Raw genomic sequence first — 14,752 nt, 5'->3', positions numbered from 1 at the left:
AGGTAACGGTCATGAGCGAACACAAAAGAACCAACGACCCGCAAGCGGTGCGCCGCAGGATCGTGGATGCGGCCTATCAGGCCTTTGTCACGCAAGGATACCTCGCGACGGGAATGTCGGAACTGCGAACGAAGGCCTCCGTATCGGGGGGCGCGATGGCGCACCACTTTCCGGCCAAACGGGAACTTGGATTGGCTGTAATCCGCGACCGCGTCGCCGAGGCGGTGCGGCAGACGTGGATCGAACCGCTGCATGCCTCCAGCGATACGCCTGCAGCAATCGATCAGATCTTCACCGAGATCATCAACGAACTCTCCGAGAACGGTTCCGTCTCCGGCTGCCCTTTGAACAATATGGCGATCGAAGTCTCCAAGCACGATGACGAGATGCAGGAGGCACTGGGTGCGATTTTCGACGCCTGGGAAAAAGCGCTGGCGGCGCGATTCCACGAAGACATCCGCCTGAAACGCGTCGCCGACATTCGGCCTAACAGCCTCGCGACCCTCATCATCGCCGCCTATTCCGGCGCCATGGCGATGGCAAAAGCCAGTCAGGACACGCACCCGCTCGTGAACTGTCAGGCGGAGCTCGCAGCCCTTCTCGCGTCGAAATACGTCTAGGCTGGGTCTGCTCGGCTCCCGCCTTGGGGAGACCGCTGCTCCGGATTATCCGCAAATGTTGGGGGGTGTGGGCGGAAACTTGAGATGCTAGAGGTGCTCATCGGGAAGGGGCACTCCAGTAAACAGGAGACTTCTCGATGAGCAGAACTGCCATGAACGCCCTCGGACAACCGCTCCATTATAGCGGAAGTTCGACCGCATGGTTTTCGGCAACCGGATCCGGGTCCACGCTCTACGGAACACCCGCTAACGATTCGATCTGGGGCGACAGTTCCGTCGATGTGACCATGTTCGGCGGCACGGGCGACGACATCTACTACCTCTATTCATCGGCGAACCGGGCCGAAGAGGCGCCCGGCGAAGGGATCGACACGATCGATACCTGGATGAGCTACAGCTTGCCGGAGAACTTTGAAAACCTGACCGTCACCGGTGACGGCCGACACGCCTTCGGCAATGGGGCCGACAACATCATTACCGGTGGCTCCGGCAGCCAGACCATCGATGGACGGGCCGGCAACGACGTGCTGATCGGCTCCGGCGGCGCGGATACCTTCGTGCTCGAGCGCGGCAACGGCAGTGACCTTGTCGCCGATTTCAGCTCCAACGATACCATTCGCCTCGACGGATACGGGATCACCTCATTCGATGAGGTGCTGGCGAATGCGGCCCAGGAGGGGGACGATCTCCGCCTCCATCTCGACGATGGCGAAAGCCTGGTCCTGGCCGATACGACAGCCGATGAATTGCAAGAGGGCCAATTCCAGTTGAGCCTGGACCGGTCCGGCCTGACGCAGACCTTCTCTGACGATTTCGACACGCTTCAGCTCACCGACGGTGCAAGCGGCGTTTGGGACGCGAAATACTGGTGGGCGCCGGAGGAGGGGGCGACGCTCTCGGAAAACGGCGAGCTGCAATGGTACATCAATCCGGGCTACGGGCCGACCGCATCCGCCAACCCGTTTTCGGTCGAGGATGGTGTTCTAACGATCGCCGCAGAACGTGCACCGGAAGCGATCCAGTCCGAGATCGGCGGTTATGACTACACGTCCGGGATGTTGACGACCTATTCGTCCTTTGCCCAGACCTACGGCTACTTCGAGATGCGGGCCGACATGCCAGACGATCAAGGCGCCTGGCCCGCTTTCTGGCTGCTTCCCGCCGACGGTTCCTGGCCGCCGGAGCTTGATGTCGTCGAAATGCGCGGGCAGGACGCCAACACCGTCATCACCACCGCCCATTCCAACGAAAACGGCGAGCACACGATCGTCAGAGACGGCGCGCAAGTTGCCGATACCGAAGGGTTCCACGATTACGGCGTGCTTTGGACGGAAGACGAGATCGTCTGGTACTTCGACGATACGGAGATCGCCCGCGCCGATACCCCGGCGGACATGCACGAGCCGATGTATATGCTCGTCAATCTCGCGGTCGGCGGAATGGCCGGTACGCCCGATGGCGAATTTGACGATGGGGCGGAGATAAAGATCGATTCCATCGACGCATATGCGCTCGACGCCGACTGGCTGATCTAGACGGACAAGAGACGAAGGGAGCCGGCAGCATCCACGCTGCCGGCTCCGACTGAGCCTATCTGGTAGTGAAGGGGAGCTGCGACGGTCACCGTTCCAGCTCCGCAACATGGCTATTCAGCGATATGCGTGAGCCAATGGCGCGGCTTGTTGTCGGCGAGCTGAGCGACCTTATCGATCTTGTTGCTCATCACCCAGGCCATTGGCTGCTGGTGCAGCGGCAGCATGATGATCTCGTCCTTGACCATCTGCATTGCCTTGGTCTGCAGATCGAGGCGCTTCGTCCGGTCCATTTCCGTCGAGGCCTGGATGATCAGTTTGTCGATCTCAGGATAGCTCCAGCCGCCCCAGTTGAAGACGCCCGCCTTGTCGCTCCTCGTCTCGATCATCTGAAGCAGGATAGAATAGCTGTCGAGCATCGGCTCGTTCGCCCAACCGATGATGTAGACGTCCGACAGACCGCCCGTGCGCTTGGGCGCCTGTGCCGCCGTCGGGCCGATGTCGAGTTGCGGCTTGAAGCCGGCGCGGCTCAGCATGTTGACGATGCTCTGGCAAAGCTCCTCTTCGTTGACATAGGCCTCGTTCGTGCAGACGAGCGTGAAGGGGAGATCGCTGGCGCCGGCCTCGGCAAGCAGTTTCTTCGACAATTCGGGATCGTACGGTACGACCTTGTCCAGTGCCTCGACATATCCCGGGATCTCCGGCGCAACGATCGCACCCGCTGTCCTCGACTTGCCGCGCATGACCCGCTTCTGGATAAGTTCTGTGTCGAGCGCATGGGCGACGGCCTGGCGGACACGCAGGTCGTTGAACTTGTTGTCGACGCCGTCGGCCAGTTTCGGCTTGCGGTTGAACCCCATCATGATGGTGCGAAGGTCCGTGCGTTCCATGACCTTCAGGTCCGGCTGCGCGAGAAGGCGTGGGAGATCCTGCGCCGGCGCATTCTCCGTGAAGTCGATCTCGCCTGACAACAGTGCCGCCACGCGCGTCGCGGCCGAGACGATCGGCGTGAACTCGATGCGATCGATGTTGGATTTCGCCGGGTCCCACCACTCGTCGTTCTTGACGAGAACGGTCTTGCTGTCGGGCGTGCGGCTTTCGAGCTTGAACGGACCTGTGCCGTTGGTGTGGTAGGTGGCGTAGCCTTCAATCTTCTTGCCGACATCCGTCGGCTTCAGCGAATTGTTGTCGGCGAGCCATGTGGCGTCGAAAATGTGGATGTTCGTCAGGTCGTTCAAGAGCAGCGGATAGGGGCCGGTCAGTTCGATATCGACAGTGCGGTCGTCGACCTTCTTCGCCGACTTGTAGGCCGGGAGGTTGCCCCGCAGCGGTGATGCCGGATCGCTGACCCGCGTCAGCGAGGCGATCACGTCATCGGCCGTGAAATCGGCGCCATTGTGGAACTTGACGCCCTCGCGCAGATGGAACCGCCAGACGGTGTCCGATACCGTCTCCCAGGAAGTCGCCAGGGCCGGCTCGATTTTCAGGTCGGCGTCAAAGCGGACGAGCCCCTCATAGACGTGATTGAGGAAGGACAGCGTGTAGCTGTCGCCATAGGAATAGGGGTCGAGCGAGTAGATATCGCGCGAAGAGCCCCATTTGAGCGTCTCCGCGTGGGCCGCCGCGGAAAGCGCCGTCGACATGGCGGCTGCGAGGATCAGTTTCTTGAGCATTCTGCTGTTCTCCTTTGTTGAGGTCACCGGTCCCCTTGAACGGGAATCTTCTTTTTAAGAGGCAAGAACGGCGCACAGGCCGTCCGTCTCGCCGCCCGGTCGGGGCGGCCAGTGGCATGATCTATCGTTGGCGCGGGCATGACCTTCGCGGTCGTGTCGATCACCGCAAAGACCTTTGAGCGCCTATGCGGGGATCTTGATCAACTGGCGTTCTTGGATGGCGATGCGCCCAAGCGAAAGCCTCCTGGCAATGCTTGAAGCGCCAGATCCTGTTGTCGATAGCGGTCGTTCGATGGCCAACGCCAGGCATCAACTCGAACAGGGACACATCTCTGCACCGCTTATGGATGCGGTTCAGAAGCCCAATGTTCGGTGTTGGACGCTGGAATGGCGAGCGATTGAGGAGATGTCAGGCGTGCCGGCCCGGCGGCGCAGGCGGGCATGTTTGGTATCGCGAAAAGACGTGCGAGTACGCTGTCTTCTGAAGCCCTTGCATCAACCTGCTCCTCCCTAGCTCGTTGCTGCTAGGCGGCACCATCGCACGCTAAAAGTATTTGTCAACGTCTTTGTCGACAATATTGAATACGATTATGGCGACAATCTAGACTGCAGACTGACCAGCCCGCTACGTTCGGCTCAACAGGGAAAGCCACGAACGGTCAACTTGTCACTTTGCGATGAAGGTCTGCTCGTTGCCGCCGCAAAGACTGTCGATGCGGGCGCGAACGCGGGCGACGCCCTCGGCAATGCTTGTGCTTGGAATGGACGAATATCCCATCCGGAAGTAGCGGCAGGGCTGGTCGCTTCGCGGGAAGAAGGGCGAGCCGGATTCGACCAGCACGCCGTCCTGCCGCAACTCGCTGACCAGCCGGTCGGCGTCGAGCCCTTCCGGTCCCTCCATCCAGAAGGACGTGCCGCCGAAGGTGGAGGAGCCGGCGACTTTCAGGTTCGCCCTGCGCAAGGACTCGGCCATGATCACATGGCGCTTGTGATATTCAGTCCGCATGCGGTGGAGCACGGCGTCATAATGGCCGAGCGCGAGGAAATAGGCCGCGGTGCGCTGAAGATGCCCAGGCGGATGACGCAGCATCAGCGAACGAAGCGCGCGCGCCTCGCGAATGAAGGGGGCAGGTGCGACGAGGTAGCCAAGCCGAAGCCCGGGAAACAGCGACTTCGAGAAGCTGCCGATGTAGAGCACCCGACCCGACGGATCGAGCGCCTTCAGCGCCGGCGAGGGCGGGGCGAGGTAGCTGATCTCGAACTCGTAATCGTCCTCGACAATGACGAAATCCCGCTCTTCCGCAGCCTGCAGCAGTTGCGTTCGCCGGTCGACCGGCATGGTCGCGCCGGTCGGCGAATGGTGGCTCGGTGTTACGAAAACGGCGTCCACCTTCTCCGGTAAGGCATCCGGTGACAGGCCCTCGCCATCGACATCGACGGTCGTGACATCCGCACCGCTCAACAGCAGCGAGGCGCTGATATCGGGGTGGCAAGGGTTTTCGCAGACGGCGGCGGAGCCCTTCTCCAGGATCAATCGGGTCACGATCCAGAGCGCATTCTGCGCGCCGACGGTGACGAGGATTTCGTCCGGCGTGGCGTGGATGCCGCGGCGCGGCAGCGTGCGCGAGCAGATATAGTTCACCAGCCGCACGTCGTCGGCCGCGGCAAAGTCGCTCGCCATCAGCACGAAGTCCTCGCGCGCCAGAGCCCGGCGGGCGCAGTCGCGCCAGGCATTGAGATCGAACAGCGTCGGATCCATCTGGCCGTAGAGGAAGGGGAACGGGTAGCGCCGCCAGTCCAGCGGCTTGGCGACCTGGCGCACGACGCCGAAGCTCATCTTGATCTTGCGGCTCCAGTCGACCGGATTGGAGCCGGCGGATGGGCGCTCCCCCTCCACATCCATGCCCGGTGGATTGCCGGAGATCCGATAGGAGCTGCGGTTGACCGCCTCGACGTAACCCTGGTTGATCAGCTCCTGATAGGCGAGCGTCACCGTGATGCGCGAAATCCTGAGATAGTCGGCGAGTTTTCGGCTCGACGGCAGATGCGCGCGCGGCTGCACCCGTCCGGCGAGCACGGCCGAAACGACCGTCTCGCGCAACTGCGCCTGCAGGCCGATACCGCTCTCACGGTCGATGAAAAAAATGGTCTCTGAAACGTTCATCTGCACGGCGCCTGCTCCCCTTGGCGACGTTAAACTGGATCTATTCAACTTCCAGACTGGATATAACGCAAGCCGGATCTCGGCCTTATCGTCATCAACAAGACCGGAGAAACGGTCAGCGAATAAACAAAAGGGACTAAACAAAGAGGAGGAAGACGAATGCTACATGGACATTTCAGACGACTGGCCGCGGCGGCCAGCATTGTCGCGAGCCTCGCCGCATCCGGCGTCGCTTATGCCGAAACGAAACTCGTCGTCGGCTACCAGCAGATCGTCGGCCCGTTCGTGGCCGCCATCGCCGACGGCCGCTTCGACGCGGCCGCCAAGGAGGCCGGTTACGCGATCGACTGGCGCCAGTTCAGCTCGGCCGGCGACATCACCACCGCGCTCGCCTCGGGCGACGTGCCGATCGGCGTTCTCGGTTCGACCGGCACGGCATCTGCCGCGACACGCGGCGTCGAACTCCAACTCTTCTGGATCCTCGACAATATCGGCCAGTCGGAAGCGCTGGTCGCCCGCGACGGTTCGGGCATCGAGACGCCGGCCGATCTCAAGGGCAAGAAAGTCGCGGTGCCTTTCGTCTCGACGTCGCATTTCCACCTGCTGGTCGGCATGAACAAGGTCTGGAACGTCGATCCGCGCGAGGTGGAAATCCTGAACCTCAAGCCGCCGCAGATCGTTGCCGCCTGGCAGCGTGGCGATATCGACGCCGCCTATGTCTGGCCCCCGGCGCTCTCGGAAATCCAGAAGACCGGCAAGACGATCTCGGATTCCGAAGTGATTGGCGCCGCGAGCGTCCCGACCTTCGACGGGCTGGTGGTGGACAAGGCCTGGGCCGCCGAAAATCCGAAACTCATGGAAGCCTTCACCAAGGTTCTGGCCGATGCCTATGCCGACTACAACGCCAACAAGGCGGCGTGGACCGAGGAATCGCCTCAGGTCGAAGGCATCGTCAAGCTGATCGGCGGCGATGGTCCGAGCACGGTCGAAGCCTTGCGTCTGCTTTCGTTCCCGAATGCGGATGAGCAGGCCTCCGAGGTCTGGCTTGGCGGCGGCGCCACGCGTGCGCTGGCCGAAAGCGCCAAATTCCTCGTCGAGCAGAAGCAGATCAGCCAGTCGCTCGACGACTATGCGCCTTACGTGAACGCCGACTTTGCCAAGGCGGCCGCACAATAGGCTAAGCTGCCGATTGCGCCGGCCGTTGAGGAGCGGCCGGCGCACCATCATAGACCGTGACCGAGGTGCAGGGAGGCATTTCTCATGGAAACACTCAGCGTCAGAAACATCAGTCTGACCTATCCGGGCCTCTACTCGGACCAGGCGATCATCGCCTTGAAAGGCGTCAATCTTACCATCAACAGCGGAGACTTCGTCGTCGCCCTCGGTGCCTCCGGCTGCGGCAAGACGACCTTGCTCAACCTGATGGCAGGCTTCATGGCACCTTCGGAAGGTGACATCACGCTTGGCAACCACCAGGTCAATGGCCCGGGCGCCGAACGCGGCGTCGTCTTTCAGAAACACGCGCTTCTGCCGTGGCTGAACGTCATGGAGAACACTGAATTCGGCCTCAAGCTGCGTGGCGTCGACAAGGCGACCCGGCGGGAGCTTGCCACCAAGAACCTGGCACTTGTCGGCCTGCAGGACTTTCATCGTCACATGATCTATCACCTGTCGGGCGGCATGCAGCAGCGTGTCGGCATTGCCAGGGCGCTGACCTGCGACCCCGCGATGCTCCTGATGGACGAGCCGATGGCAGCGCTTGACGCCCTGACGCGCGAGACCATCCAGGAACTGCTCCTGAAGGTCTGGCAGCTCACCAACAAGATGTTCTTCTTCATCACCCACAGTGTGGAGGAAGCGCTGTTCCTCGGCTCGCGGCTGATCGTCATGTCGCCGCGCCCGGGCCGCATCACCCACACCTACGAGCTCAACTTCAACAAGCGTTTCCTCGCCGAGGGCAATGCGCGCGCGATCAAGTCCAGCCCGGAATTCATCCGCATGCGCGAAGAAGTGCTCGGCATCATCTATGGTGATGAACGTGCGTCCGGCAACCCGGAGGTGGCCCATGCTTGACAGAGTGACACGCGCCAAGCCCGTAAAGGCCGGCAAGATCTTCGGCGCGCCCGGAGACGGAAACAGCGGCCTCATCAGCTTTTCGACGACGGTCGTCATCGTCGCGCTCTGGTTCCTCGTGACCGAAGGCGGCTGGGTCAAGCCGCTCTTCCTACCGTCGCCGCTGGCGGTCTGGGACAAGTTCATGCTGGCGATGACCGACGGCGTTTCGAACTCGACCTTGATGCAGCACACGCTCGCCAGTATCGGCCGCGTCTTCGGCGCTTTCCTGCTGGCATTGGTGACGGCTGTGCCGATCGGCGTACTGATGGGCGTCAACCGCTTCGTGCGCGGACTGTTCGACCCGATCATCGAATTCTACCGGCCGCTGCCGCCGCTTGCCTACCTGCCGCTCGTCATCATCTGGCTCGGCATCGGCGAGTTCCCGAAGGTGTTCCTGATCTATCTGGCGATCTTCGCGCCGATGGCGATCGCCGCAAGGGCAGGGGTGCGTTCGGTCTCGACGGAGCAGATCCATGCGGCCTATGCGATGGGCGCAACCCGCGGACAGGTGATCAGCCAGGTGATCATGAAGGCGGCCTTGCCCGAGATCTTCACCGGCATGCGCATCGGCATCGGCGTCGGCTGGACGACCCTGGTGGCTGCGGAAATGGTCGCGGCCAACCGAGGCCTGGGCTTCATGGTTCTGAATGCCGCTGAAAACCTCGAAAGCGATACGGTGATCATGGGCATCTTCATCATCGGCATCTTCGCCTTCGCCTTCGATCTTTTGATCCGCTACCTCGAAAAGGCGCTGATCCCCTGGAAGGGCCGCCTCTAACCGGCGACCACCTCCGACACTTCAACTGAATACGGCCTGGCGGCCTTTTGAAGACGGTCTTTCCCGTCTCCGGCGAAGCCATGCCTGACGACCAAGCCAAAGGACAGGACCATGACACTGACGGCAACCGATCTCAAAACCTTGTTCGATGCCTTCAACCGGCATGACATCGGTGGGGTCATGCACTTCTTTTCCGAGGATTGCGTGTTCAACGCGGTCGGCGGCCCCGAGGTCTACGGCAACCGTTTCGTCGGTACAGGTCCGATCGCCGATGCCTTCAGCGGCGTCTGGACATCGATGCCGGATGCCGAATGGGCCAACCACAGCCACTTCGTGGACGGTGACCGCGGCGTGTCCGAGTGGACGTTTTCCGGGACGGCTGCCGACGGCAGCCGCATCGAGGCCGAAGGCTGCGACCTCTTCACCTTCCGCGACGGCAAGATCGTGCGCAAGCAGGCGTTCCGCAAGAACCGCCCGGTCCTGCAGCCCCGCTACTGATGGCCTGGAGCGAAAGCCATGCAACTGCGCGCCACCCCTATCAAGCCTGCCAAAGAGCCGTTCGATCCGGCCTATGATCCCAACCATGCCCGCAGCCCCGGCACGGGCAAGGACTATGCGCCGACCTACTGGATCGGCACGGCCGGTCCGGAACCGGAGGACGATGGTCCGGTCACGGGCGATATCGATGTCGACGTCGCGATCATCGGTTCCGGCTATACCGGCCTCTCCTGCGCCATCCATCTGGCGCGCGAGCACGGCATCAAGGCAACGGTGCTCGAGGCCAATGGTGTCGCCTGGGGCTGCAGCACCCGCAACGGCGGGCAGGCGCAAATTTCCGCCGGCCGGCTGAAGCGCTCGCAATGGATCGCCCGCTGGGGCGTGGACGTTGCCCGCAAGATGCACGCGGAGATCTCTGAGGGCTTCGACCTTTTCCGCTCTCTCGTTCGCGAGCCGGAGATCGACTGCGACCCGCAGGACGGCGGCCACCTCTATATCGCCCACCGCGACAAGATGCTGTCGGCGCTGCAAAGCGAGGTCCGCGTCCTGAACGATACCTTCGGCTACCGCGCCCGTATGGTCTCGCGCGACGAGATCCACCGCGACTTCGTCCGCGACGAGGAAGCGCGCGGCGCGATGTACGAGCCCGACGGTATGGGTATCCATGCGGCAAAGCTCGCCTTCGGCTACCTCAAGCTTGCCCGCAAGCTGGGCGCCAAGGTCCATACGTCGAGCCCGGTGCTTGACTGCACCGCCAAGGGCGGCGTCCATTACCTGACGACGCCTGGCGGAACGGTCAAAGCGCGTGCCGTCTGCATTGCGACGGCCGGCTATACCTCGCCGGGGATGAATGCGCTCACCCGTCACCGTCTGATGCCGATCCTGTCGAACTCCATCGTCACCCGGCCCTTGAGCGAGAGCGAGCAGAAGACGCTGAACTTCAAGACACGCATCCCGCTCACCGACACACGCACGCTGCGGCACTATTACCGCATGCTGCCTGACGGACGCGTGCAGATCGGCAGTCGCAGCGCCATTACCGGACGCGACGCGAGCAACCCGAAGCATCTCGAGCTGCTGCTTGCCGGTCTCTACCGCAAGTTCCCGGCGCTTCGCGGCATCGACATCGACTACTCCTGGTGGGGTTGGGTGGATGTCAGCCACGACATGATGCCGCGCATCTTCCAGCCGGACCCGAGCCAGCGGCTGTTCTACGCCATGGGCTATGGCGGCAACGGCGTCATGTACTCCGCCCAGGCCGGCCGTCGCATGGCGCAGATGGTCGCCGGCAAGGGCGGCGGCCTCGACCTTCCCATCTTCACGTCGCCCCTGCCGGGCCACGGGCTTCTGACGCCGTTCCGACGGCTTGGCCAATGGGGAATGTACCGCTGGTACTACCTCCGCGACGAGATCCTCTAACACTTTGAAATAATACCAGGAAAGGAACCACCCCATGAAAATGACCACCGAGGAAGCCTTCGTCAAAGTTCTTCAGATGCATGGCCTCGAACATGCCTTCGGCATCATCGGCTCGGCCATGATGCCGGTGTCGGACCTGTTCCCGAAGGCCGGCATCAAGTTCTGGGACTGCGCGCATGAGACCAATGCCGGCATGATGGCCGATGGCTTCAGCCGCGCGACCGGCACGATGTCGGTCGCAATCGGCCAGAACGGCCCCGGCGTCACCGGCTTCATCACCGCGATCAAGACCGCCTACTGGAACCACACGCCGCTTCTGATGGTCACGCCCCAGGCGGCCAACAAGACGATCGGGCAGGGCGGTTTCCAGGAAGTCGACCAGATGGCGATGTTCGAGGAAATGGTCTGCTACCAGGAAGAGGTGCGCGATCCCTCGCGTATCCCCGAAGTGCTGAACCGGGTCATCGAAAAGGCCTGGCGCGGTTGTGCTCCGGCTCAGATCAACATCCCGCGCGACTACTGGACCCAGGTGATCGACGTCGATCTGCCGGCGATCGTTCGCTTCGAGCGTCCGGCGGGTGGCCCGCAGGCGATCGCCGAAGCCGCCAAGCTTTTGTCGGAAGCGAAGTTCCCGGTCATTCTCAACGGCGCCGGCGTCGTCATCGGCAACGCCATCTCCGATAGCATGAAGCTCGCCGAGCGTCTGGATGCGCCGGTCTGCTGCGGTTACCAGCACAACGACGCCTTCCCCGGCAGCCATCGCCTCTCGGTCGGCCCGCTCGGCTATAACGGCTCTAAGGCGGCGATGGAATTGATCTCCAAGGCCGATGTCGTGCTGGCCCTCGGCACGCGGCTCAATCCGTTCTCGACGCTTCCGGGCTACGGCATCGACTACTGGCCGAAGAACGCCTCGATCATCCAGGTCGACATCAACGCCGACCGGATCGGCCTGACCAAGAAGGTGTCGGTCGGCATCTGCGGCGATGCCAAGCAGGTCGCCCGCCAGATCCTCGAGCTGCTCTCCCCGACTGCAGGCGACACCGGCCGCGAAGAGCGCAAGGCTGCAATCCACCAGACCCGCTCGGCCTGGCAGCAGCAGCTCTCCTCGATGGACCACGAGGACGACGATCCGGGCACGGAATGGAACGAAAGCGCGCGCTCGCGCGAGCCGAACCGCATGTCTCCGCGCCAGGCCTGGCGGGCGATCCAGGCCGCCCTGCCGAAGGAAGCGATCATCTCGACCGACATCGGCAACAACTGCGCGATCGGCAATGCCTATCCGACCTTCGAAGCCGGTCGCAAATATCTGGCGCCGGGCATGTTCGGCCCCTGCGGCTACGGCTTCCCGTCGATCGTCGGCGCGAAGATCGGTTGCCCTGACGTGCCGGTGGTCGGCTTTGCTGGCGACGGTGCCTTCGGCATCTCCATGAATGAAATGGGCTCGATCGGCCGCGAGGGTTGGCCGGCGATCACCATGGTGATCTTCCGCAACTATCAATGGGGTGCGGAGAAGCGCAACACGACGCTCTGGTACGCCAACAACTTCGTCGGCACGGAGCTCAACCCCAACCTCTCCTACGCGAAGGTGGCTGAGGGCTGCGGCCTGAAGGGCGTTGCCGTCAACACGACGGCGGCACTCACCGAGGCGCTTTCCACGGCGATCGCCGACCAGAAGAAGGGCGTGACGACCTTCATCGAAGTCATCCTCAACCAGGAGCTCGGCGAACCCTTCCGCCGCGACGCGATGAAGAAGCCCGTGCCCGTTGCCGGCATCGACCGCGCCGACATGCGTCCGCAGAAGCGGGCCTGATCCCCGCTCTACCTCCAGCCCCGCCCGGTGCACCCGGGCGGGGCGAAGCCTCCCGCAAATGACCGGAACAGAACCATGACCTTCGTCACCTCCGTCCACGAACGCTTCCGGAGCGTGCCCTCCGGCTTTGCGGCCTATTGGCCGGGCTTCGCCGTCACCGCGGCGGTGGCCGTCGCCGCCCAGTTTCTCTCCGATCACTACGGCGCGCCCGCGATGCTGATGGCGCTGCTGCTCGGCATCGCCTTTCATTTCCTGTCCGAGGAAGGGCGTTGCGTCGCCGGCATCGATTTCTGCGCCAAAAAGGTGCTGCGCATCGGCGTGGCGCTGCTCGGCATGCGCATCAGCGTCGACCTCCTGATCGGCCTTGGCGCAAGCACGATCCTGCTGCTCATCTCGGCCATCGCCGCGACCATCGGCTTCGGGCTGCTTGCCGCAAAACTGCTCGGCCGTGGCTGGCGACTGGCGCTCATCACCAGCGGCTCGGTTGCGATCTGCGGCGCCTCGGCGGCCATGGCGATCGCCGCCGTTCTTCCGAAGAACGAGTTTTCCGAGCGCAATCTGATCTTCACCGTGCTCTCGGTGACGGTGCTCTCGACGCTTGCGATGATCGCCTATCCGATCCTCGCGCAGACCATGGGGCTGGACGCGCGCGCCACCGGCATCTTCTTCGGCGGCACCATCCATGACGTCGCGCAGGTCGTCGGCGCCGGCTTCTCGGTCTCGCCGGAGGCGGGCGAGACGGCCACACTCGTCAAGCTGATCCGCGTCACCATGCTCGCGCCCGTGGTCCTTATCTTTTCCCTGTCGCTGCGGAAGGTGCCGCAGCCCGAAGGCGAAACCGGCAAGCGCCCGCCGCTGCTGCCTGGCTTCGTCGTCGCTTTCCTGATCTTTGCGGCGCTGAATTCCTTCGGTTTCGTTCCGGAAATGGTCGCCAAGGCCGGCATGGAGACGTCGCGCTGGGCGCTGCTCGCCGGCATCGTCGCTGTCGGCATGCGCACGTCACTTCGTCGCGTGCTCGACGTCGGCGGCGACGCCGTCGCATTGATCGTCGCCGAAACCGTCTTCATCGCTCTCTTCATCCTCGTCGGCATTCACTATCTGGGGCACGCCTGATGAAACCGCTCGACCGCATACTCGAGGCTGCAAGAGCCGCGCCGCGCCATATCGTTCTCGCCGAGGGCGAAGACCCACGGATCGTCGAAGGCGCCTTGCGTGCGTCGCGCGACGGTATCGCCGCGATCACGCTCGTCGGCGACAGAGAGATCGTCGCGGCGCAGCTGCACGCCGCCGGCGGCAGCCCAGACGAAATTCGCATCGAGGATCCGGCTTCATCTACGCTGACTGAGCATCTTGCCGCTGCCTACCACGACCTCCGGCGTGGCAAGGGTGTCGATGAAGCCGCGGCCGCCGCAGCCGTTCGCTCGCCGCTCGTTTTTGCCGCAATGATGGTGCGCGAGGATCACGCGGACGGAACGGTCGGCGGTGCGGTTGCCACCACCGCCGATACGGTGCGCGCCGCACTCCAGACCATCGGCCGGGCACCGGATGTCGGCTTGGTGTCGAGCTTCTTTCTGATGATGCTCTGCGCGCCGCACCACGAAAAGAAGGGTGCCTTCGTCTTCGCCGATTGCGGGTTGGTTGTGGATCCTGATGCCACCGGCCTTGCCGATATCGCCGTGACCTCGGCGCGCTCCTACGAAGCGCTCTCCGGCAAGCCGGCAAAGGTGGCGATGCTCTCCTTCTCGACGGCCGGCAGCGCTGCGCACGAGCGCGTCTCGAAGGTGGTGGAGGCGACGCGCCTTGCCCATGCCTCGGCACCAGGACTGGTGATCGATGGGGAATTGCAGTTCGACACCGCTTTCGTCGAGGCCGTCAGCGCGGCAAAGGCGCCGCAATCGGCGCTACATGGCGAGGCCAATGTCTTCGTCTTCCCCAACCTCGATGCGGCAAACATCGGCTACAAGATCGCCCAGCGCATCGGCGGCGCGACCGCCATCGGCCCGATCCTGCAAGGCCTTGCCAAGCCCGCCAACGATCTCTCGCGCGGCTGCAACGCCGACGACGTCTTCCACATGATTGCCGTCACGGTCGTTCAGGCATCGAGAGGAAAGTCGACCGGCTAAGTGCCGCCTTGCCGATTGAG

12 protein-coding genes are annotated in these 14,752 nt (G+C 63.0%); 10 read left to right on the top strand and 2 right to left on the bottom strand.

Translation table 11 applies throughout. From position 1 onward, the window contains the following. Positions 1 to 11 precede the first annotated feature (11 nt). Complete coding sequence (locus ACIQUG_RS14320) at positions 12 to 620, top strand: TetR/AcrR family transcriptional regulator (protein ID WP_402322644.1); 609 nt, start codon at positions 12 to 14, stop codon at positions 618 to 620. Positions 621 to 757: 137 nt separating this feature from the next. Further along, complete coding sequence (locus ACIQUG_RS14315) at positions 758 to 2,155, top strand: family 16 glycosylhydrolase (protein WP_402322641.1); 1,398 nt, start codon at positions 758 to 760, stop codon at positions 2,153 to 2,155. A gap of 110 nt (positions 2,156 to 2,265) precedes the next feature. Here ACIQUG_RS14315 and ACIQUG_RS14310 read toward each other — a convergent pair whose 3' ends face one another. Further along, a complete protein-coding gene (locus tag ACIQUG_RS14310; RefSeq protein ID WP_043621161.1) occupies positions 2,266 to 3,825 on the bottom strand; it encodes an ABC transporter substrate-binding protein in 1,560 nt (519 codons plus the stop codon). Positions 3,826 to 4,492: 667 nt separating this feature from the next. Continuing rightward, positions 4,493 to 5,989, bottom strand: coding sequence for a PLP-dependent aminotransferase family protein (locus ACIQUG_RS14305; RefSeq protein ID WP_402322637.1), 1,497 nt, complete (start codon positions 5,987 to 5,989; stop codon positions 4,493 to 4,495). 159 nt (positions 5,990 to 6,148) lie between these two features. On the opposite strand from ACIQUG_RS14305, the gene tauA reads away from it, so the two are divergent. The 8 genes from tauA to pta all read left to right on the top strand — a co-directional run bounded on the left by tauA (position 6,149) and on the right by pta (position 14,732). Beyond that, complete coding sequence (tauA, locus tag ACIQUG_RS14300) at positions 6,149 to 7,165, top strand: taurine ABC transporter substrate-binding protein (RefSeq protein ID WP_402322634.1); 1,017 nt, start codon at positions 6,149 to 6,151, stop codon at positions 7,163 to 7,165. An 84-nt stretch (positions 7,166 to 7,249) separates the two neighbouring features. Further along, entirely contained in the window at positions 7,250 to 8,062 is an 813-nt protein-coding gene (locus ACIQUG_RS14295; protein ID WP_043615157.1) for a taurine ABC transporter ATP-binding protein, read from the top strand. Then, on the top strand, positions 8,055 to 8,882 hold the full coding sequence (locus tag ACIQUG_RS14290; protein ID WP_043615155.1) for an ABC transporter permease subunit: 828 nt from the start codon (positions 8,055 to 8,057) through the stop codon (positions 8,880 to 8,882). The genes ACIQUG_RS14295 and ACIQUG_RS14290 overlap by 8 nt, the downstream gene beginning before the upstream one ends. A gap of 117 nt (positions 8,883 to 8,999) precedes the next feature. Beyond that, positions 9,000 to 9,380, top strand: coding sequence for a nuclear transport factor 2 family protein (locus tag ACIQUG_RS14285; protein WP_402323035.1), 381 nt, complete (start codon positions 9,000 to 9,002; stop codon positions 9,378 to 9,380). Positions 9,381 to 9,398: 18 nt separating this feature from the next. Next, positions 9,399 to 10,799, top strand: coding sequence for an NAD(P)/FAD-dependent oxidoreductase (locus ACIQUG_RS14280; RefSeq protein ID WP_402322630.1), 1,401 nt, complete (start codon positions 9,399 to 9,401; stop codon positions 10,797 to 10,799). 34 nt (positions 10,800 to 10,833) lie between these two features. Further along, complete coding sequence (gene xsc / locus ACIQUG_RS14275; RefSeq protein ID WP_402322627.1) at positions 10,834 to 12,609, top strand: sulfoacetaldehyde acetyltransferase; 1,776 nt, start codon at positions 10,834 to 10,836, stop codon at positions 12,607 to 12,609. A 75-nt stretch (positions 12,610 to 12,684) separates the two neighbouring features. Next, on the top strand, positions 12,685 to 13,722 hold the full coding sequence (locus ACIQUG_RS14270) for a YeiH family protein (protein WP_402322624.1): 1,038 nt from the start codon (positions 12,685 to 12,687) through the stop codon (positions 13,720 to 13,722). Further along, positions 13,722 to 14,732, top strand: coding sequence for a phosphate acetyltransferase (pta, locus tag ACIQUG_RS14265; protein WP_402322621.1), 1,011 nt, complete (start codon positions 13,722 to 13,724; stop codon positions 14,730 to 14,732). Before ACIQUG_RS14270 ends, pta begins: the two co-directional genes overlap by 1 nt. The last annotated feature ends 20 nt before the right edge of the window (positions 14,733 to 14,752 follow it).

Source organism: Ensifer sp. NPDC090286 (assembly GCF_044769565.1).
Lineage (GTDB): Bacteria > Pseudomonadota > Alphaproteobacteria > Rhizobiales > Rhizobiaceae > Ensifer.
Note: the sequence above shows the minus strand (reverse complement) of the source record. Positions and strands in the feature narration are given on the sequence as shown.

Excerpts from the sequence above, each read along its gene's own strand:
- ACIQUG_RS14320 (WP_402322644.1), top strand. The coding sequence starts at position 12 with ATGAGCGAACACAAAAGAACCAACGACCCGCAAGCGGTGCGCCGCAGG.
- ACIQUG_RS14315 (WP_402322641.1), top strand. The coding sequence starts at position 758 with ATGAGCAGAACTGCCATGAACGCCCTCGGACAACCGCTCCATTATAGC.
- ACIQUG_RS14310 (WP_043621161.1), bottom strand. The coding sequence starts at position 3,825 with ATGCTCAAGAAACTGATCCTCGCAGCCGCCATGTCGACGGCGCTTTCC.
- ACIQUG_RS14305 (WP_402322637.1), bottom strand. The coding sequence starts at position 5,989 with ATGAACGTTTCAGAGACCATTTTTTTCATCGACCGTGAGAGCGGTATC.
- tauA (WP_402322634.1), top strand. The coding sequence starts at position 6,149 with ATGCTACATGGACATTTCAGACGACTGGCCGCGGCGGCCAGCATTGTC.
- ACIQUG_RS14295 (WP_043615157.1), top strand. The coding sequence starts at position 7,250 with ATGGAAACACTCAGCGTCAGAAACATCAGTCTGACCTATCCGGGCCTC.
- ACIQUG_RS14290 (WP_043615155.1), top strand. The coding sequence starts at position 8,055 with ATGCTTGACAGAGTGACACGCGCCAAGCCCGTAAAGGCCGGCAAGATC.
- ACIQUG_RS14280 (WP_402322630.1), top strand. The coding sequence starts at position 9,399 with ATGCAACTGCGCGCCACCCCTATCAAGCCTGCCAAAGAGCCGTTCGAT.
- xsc (WP_402322627.1), top strand. The coding sequence starts at position 10,834 with ATGAAAATGACCACCGAGGAAGCCTTCGTCAAAGTTCTTCAGATGCAT.
- ACIQUG_RS14270 (WP_402322624.1), top strand. The coding sequence starts at position 12,685 with ATGACCTTCGTCACCTCCGTCCACGAACGCTTCCGGAGCGTGCCCTCC.
- pta (WP_402322621.1), top strand. The coding sequence starts at position 13,722 with ATGAAACCGCTCGACCGCATACTCGAGGCTGCAAGAGCCGCGCCGCGC.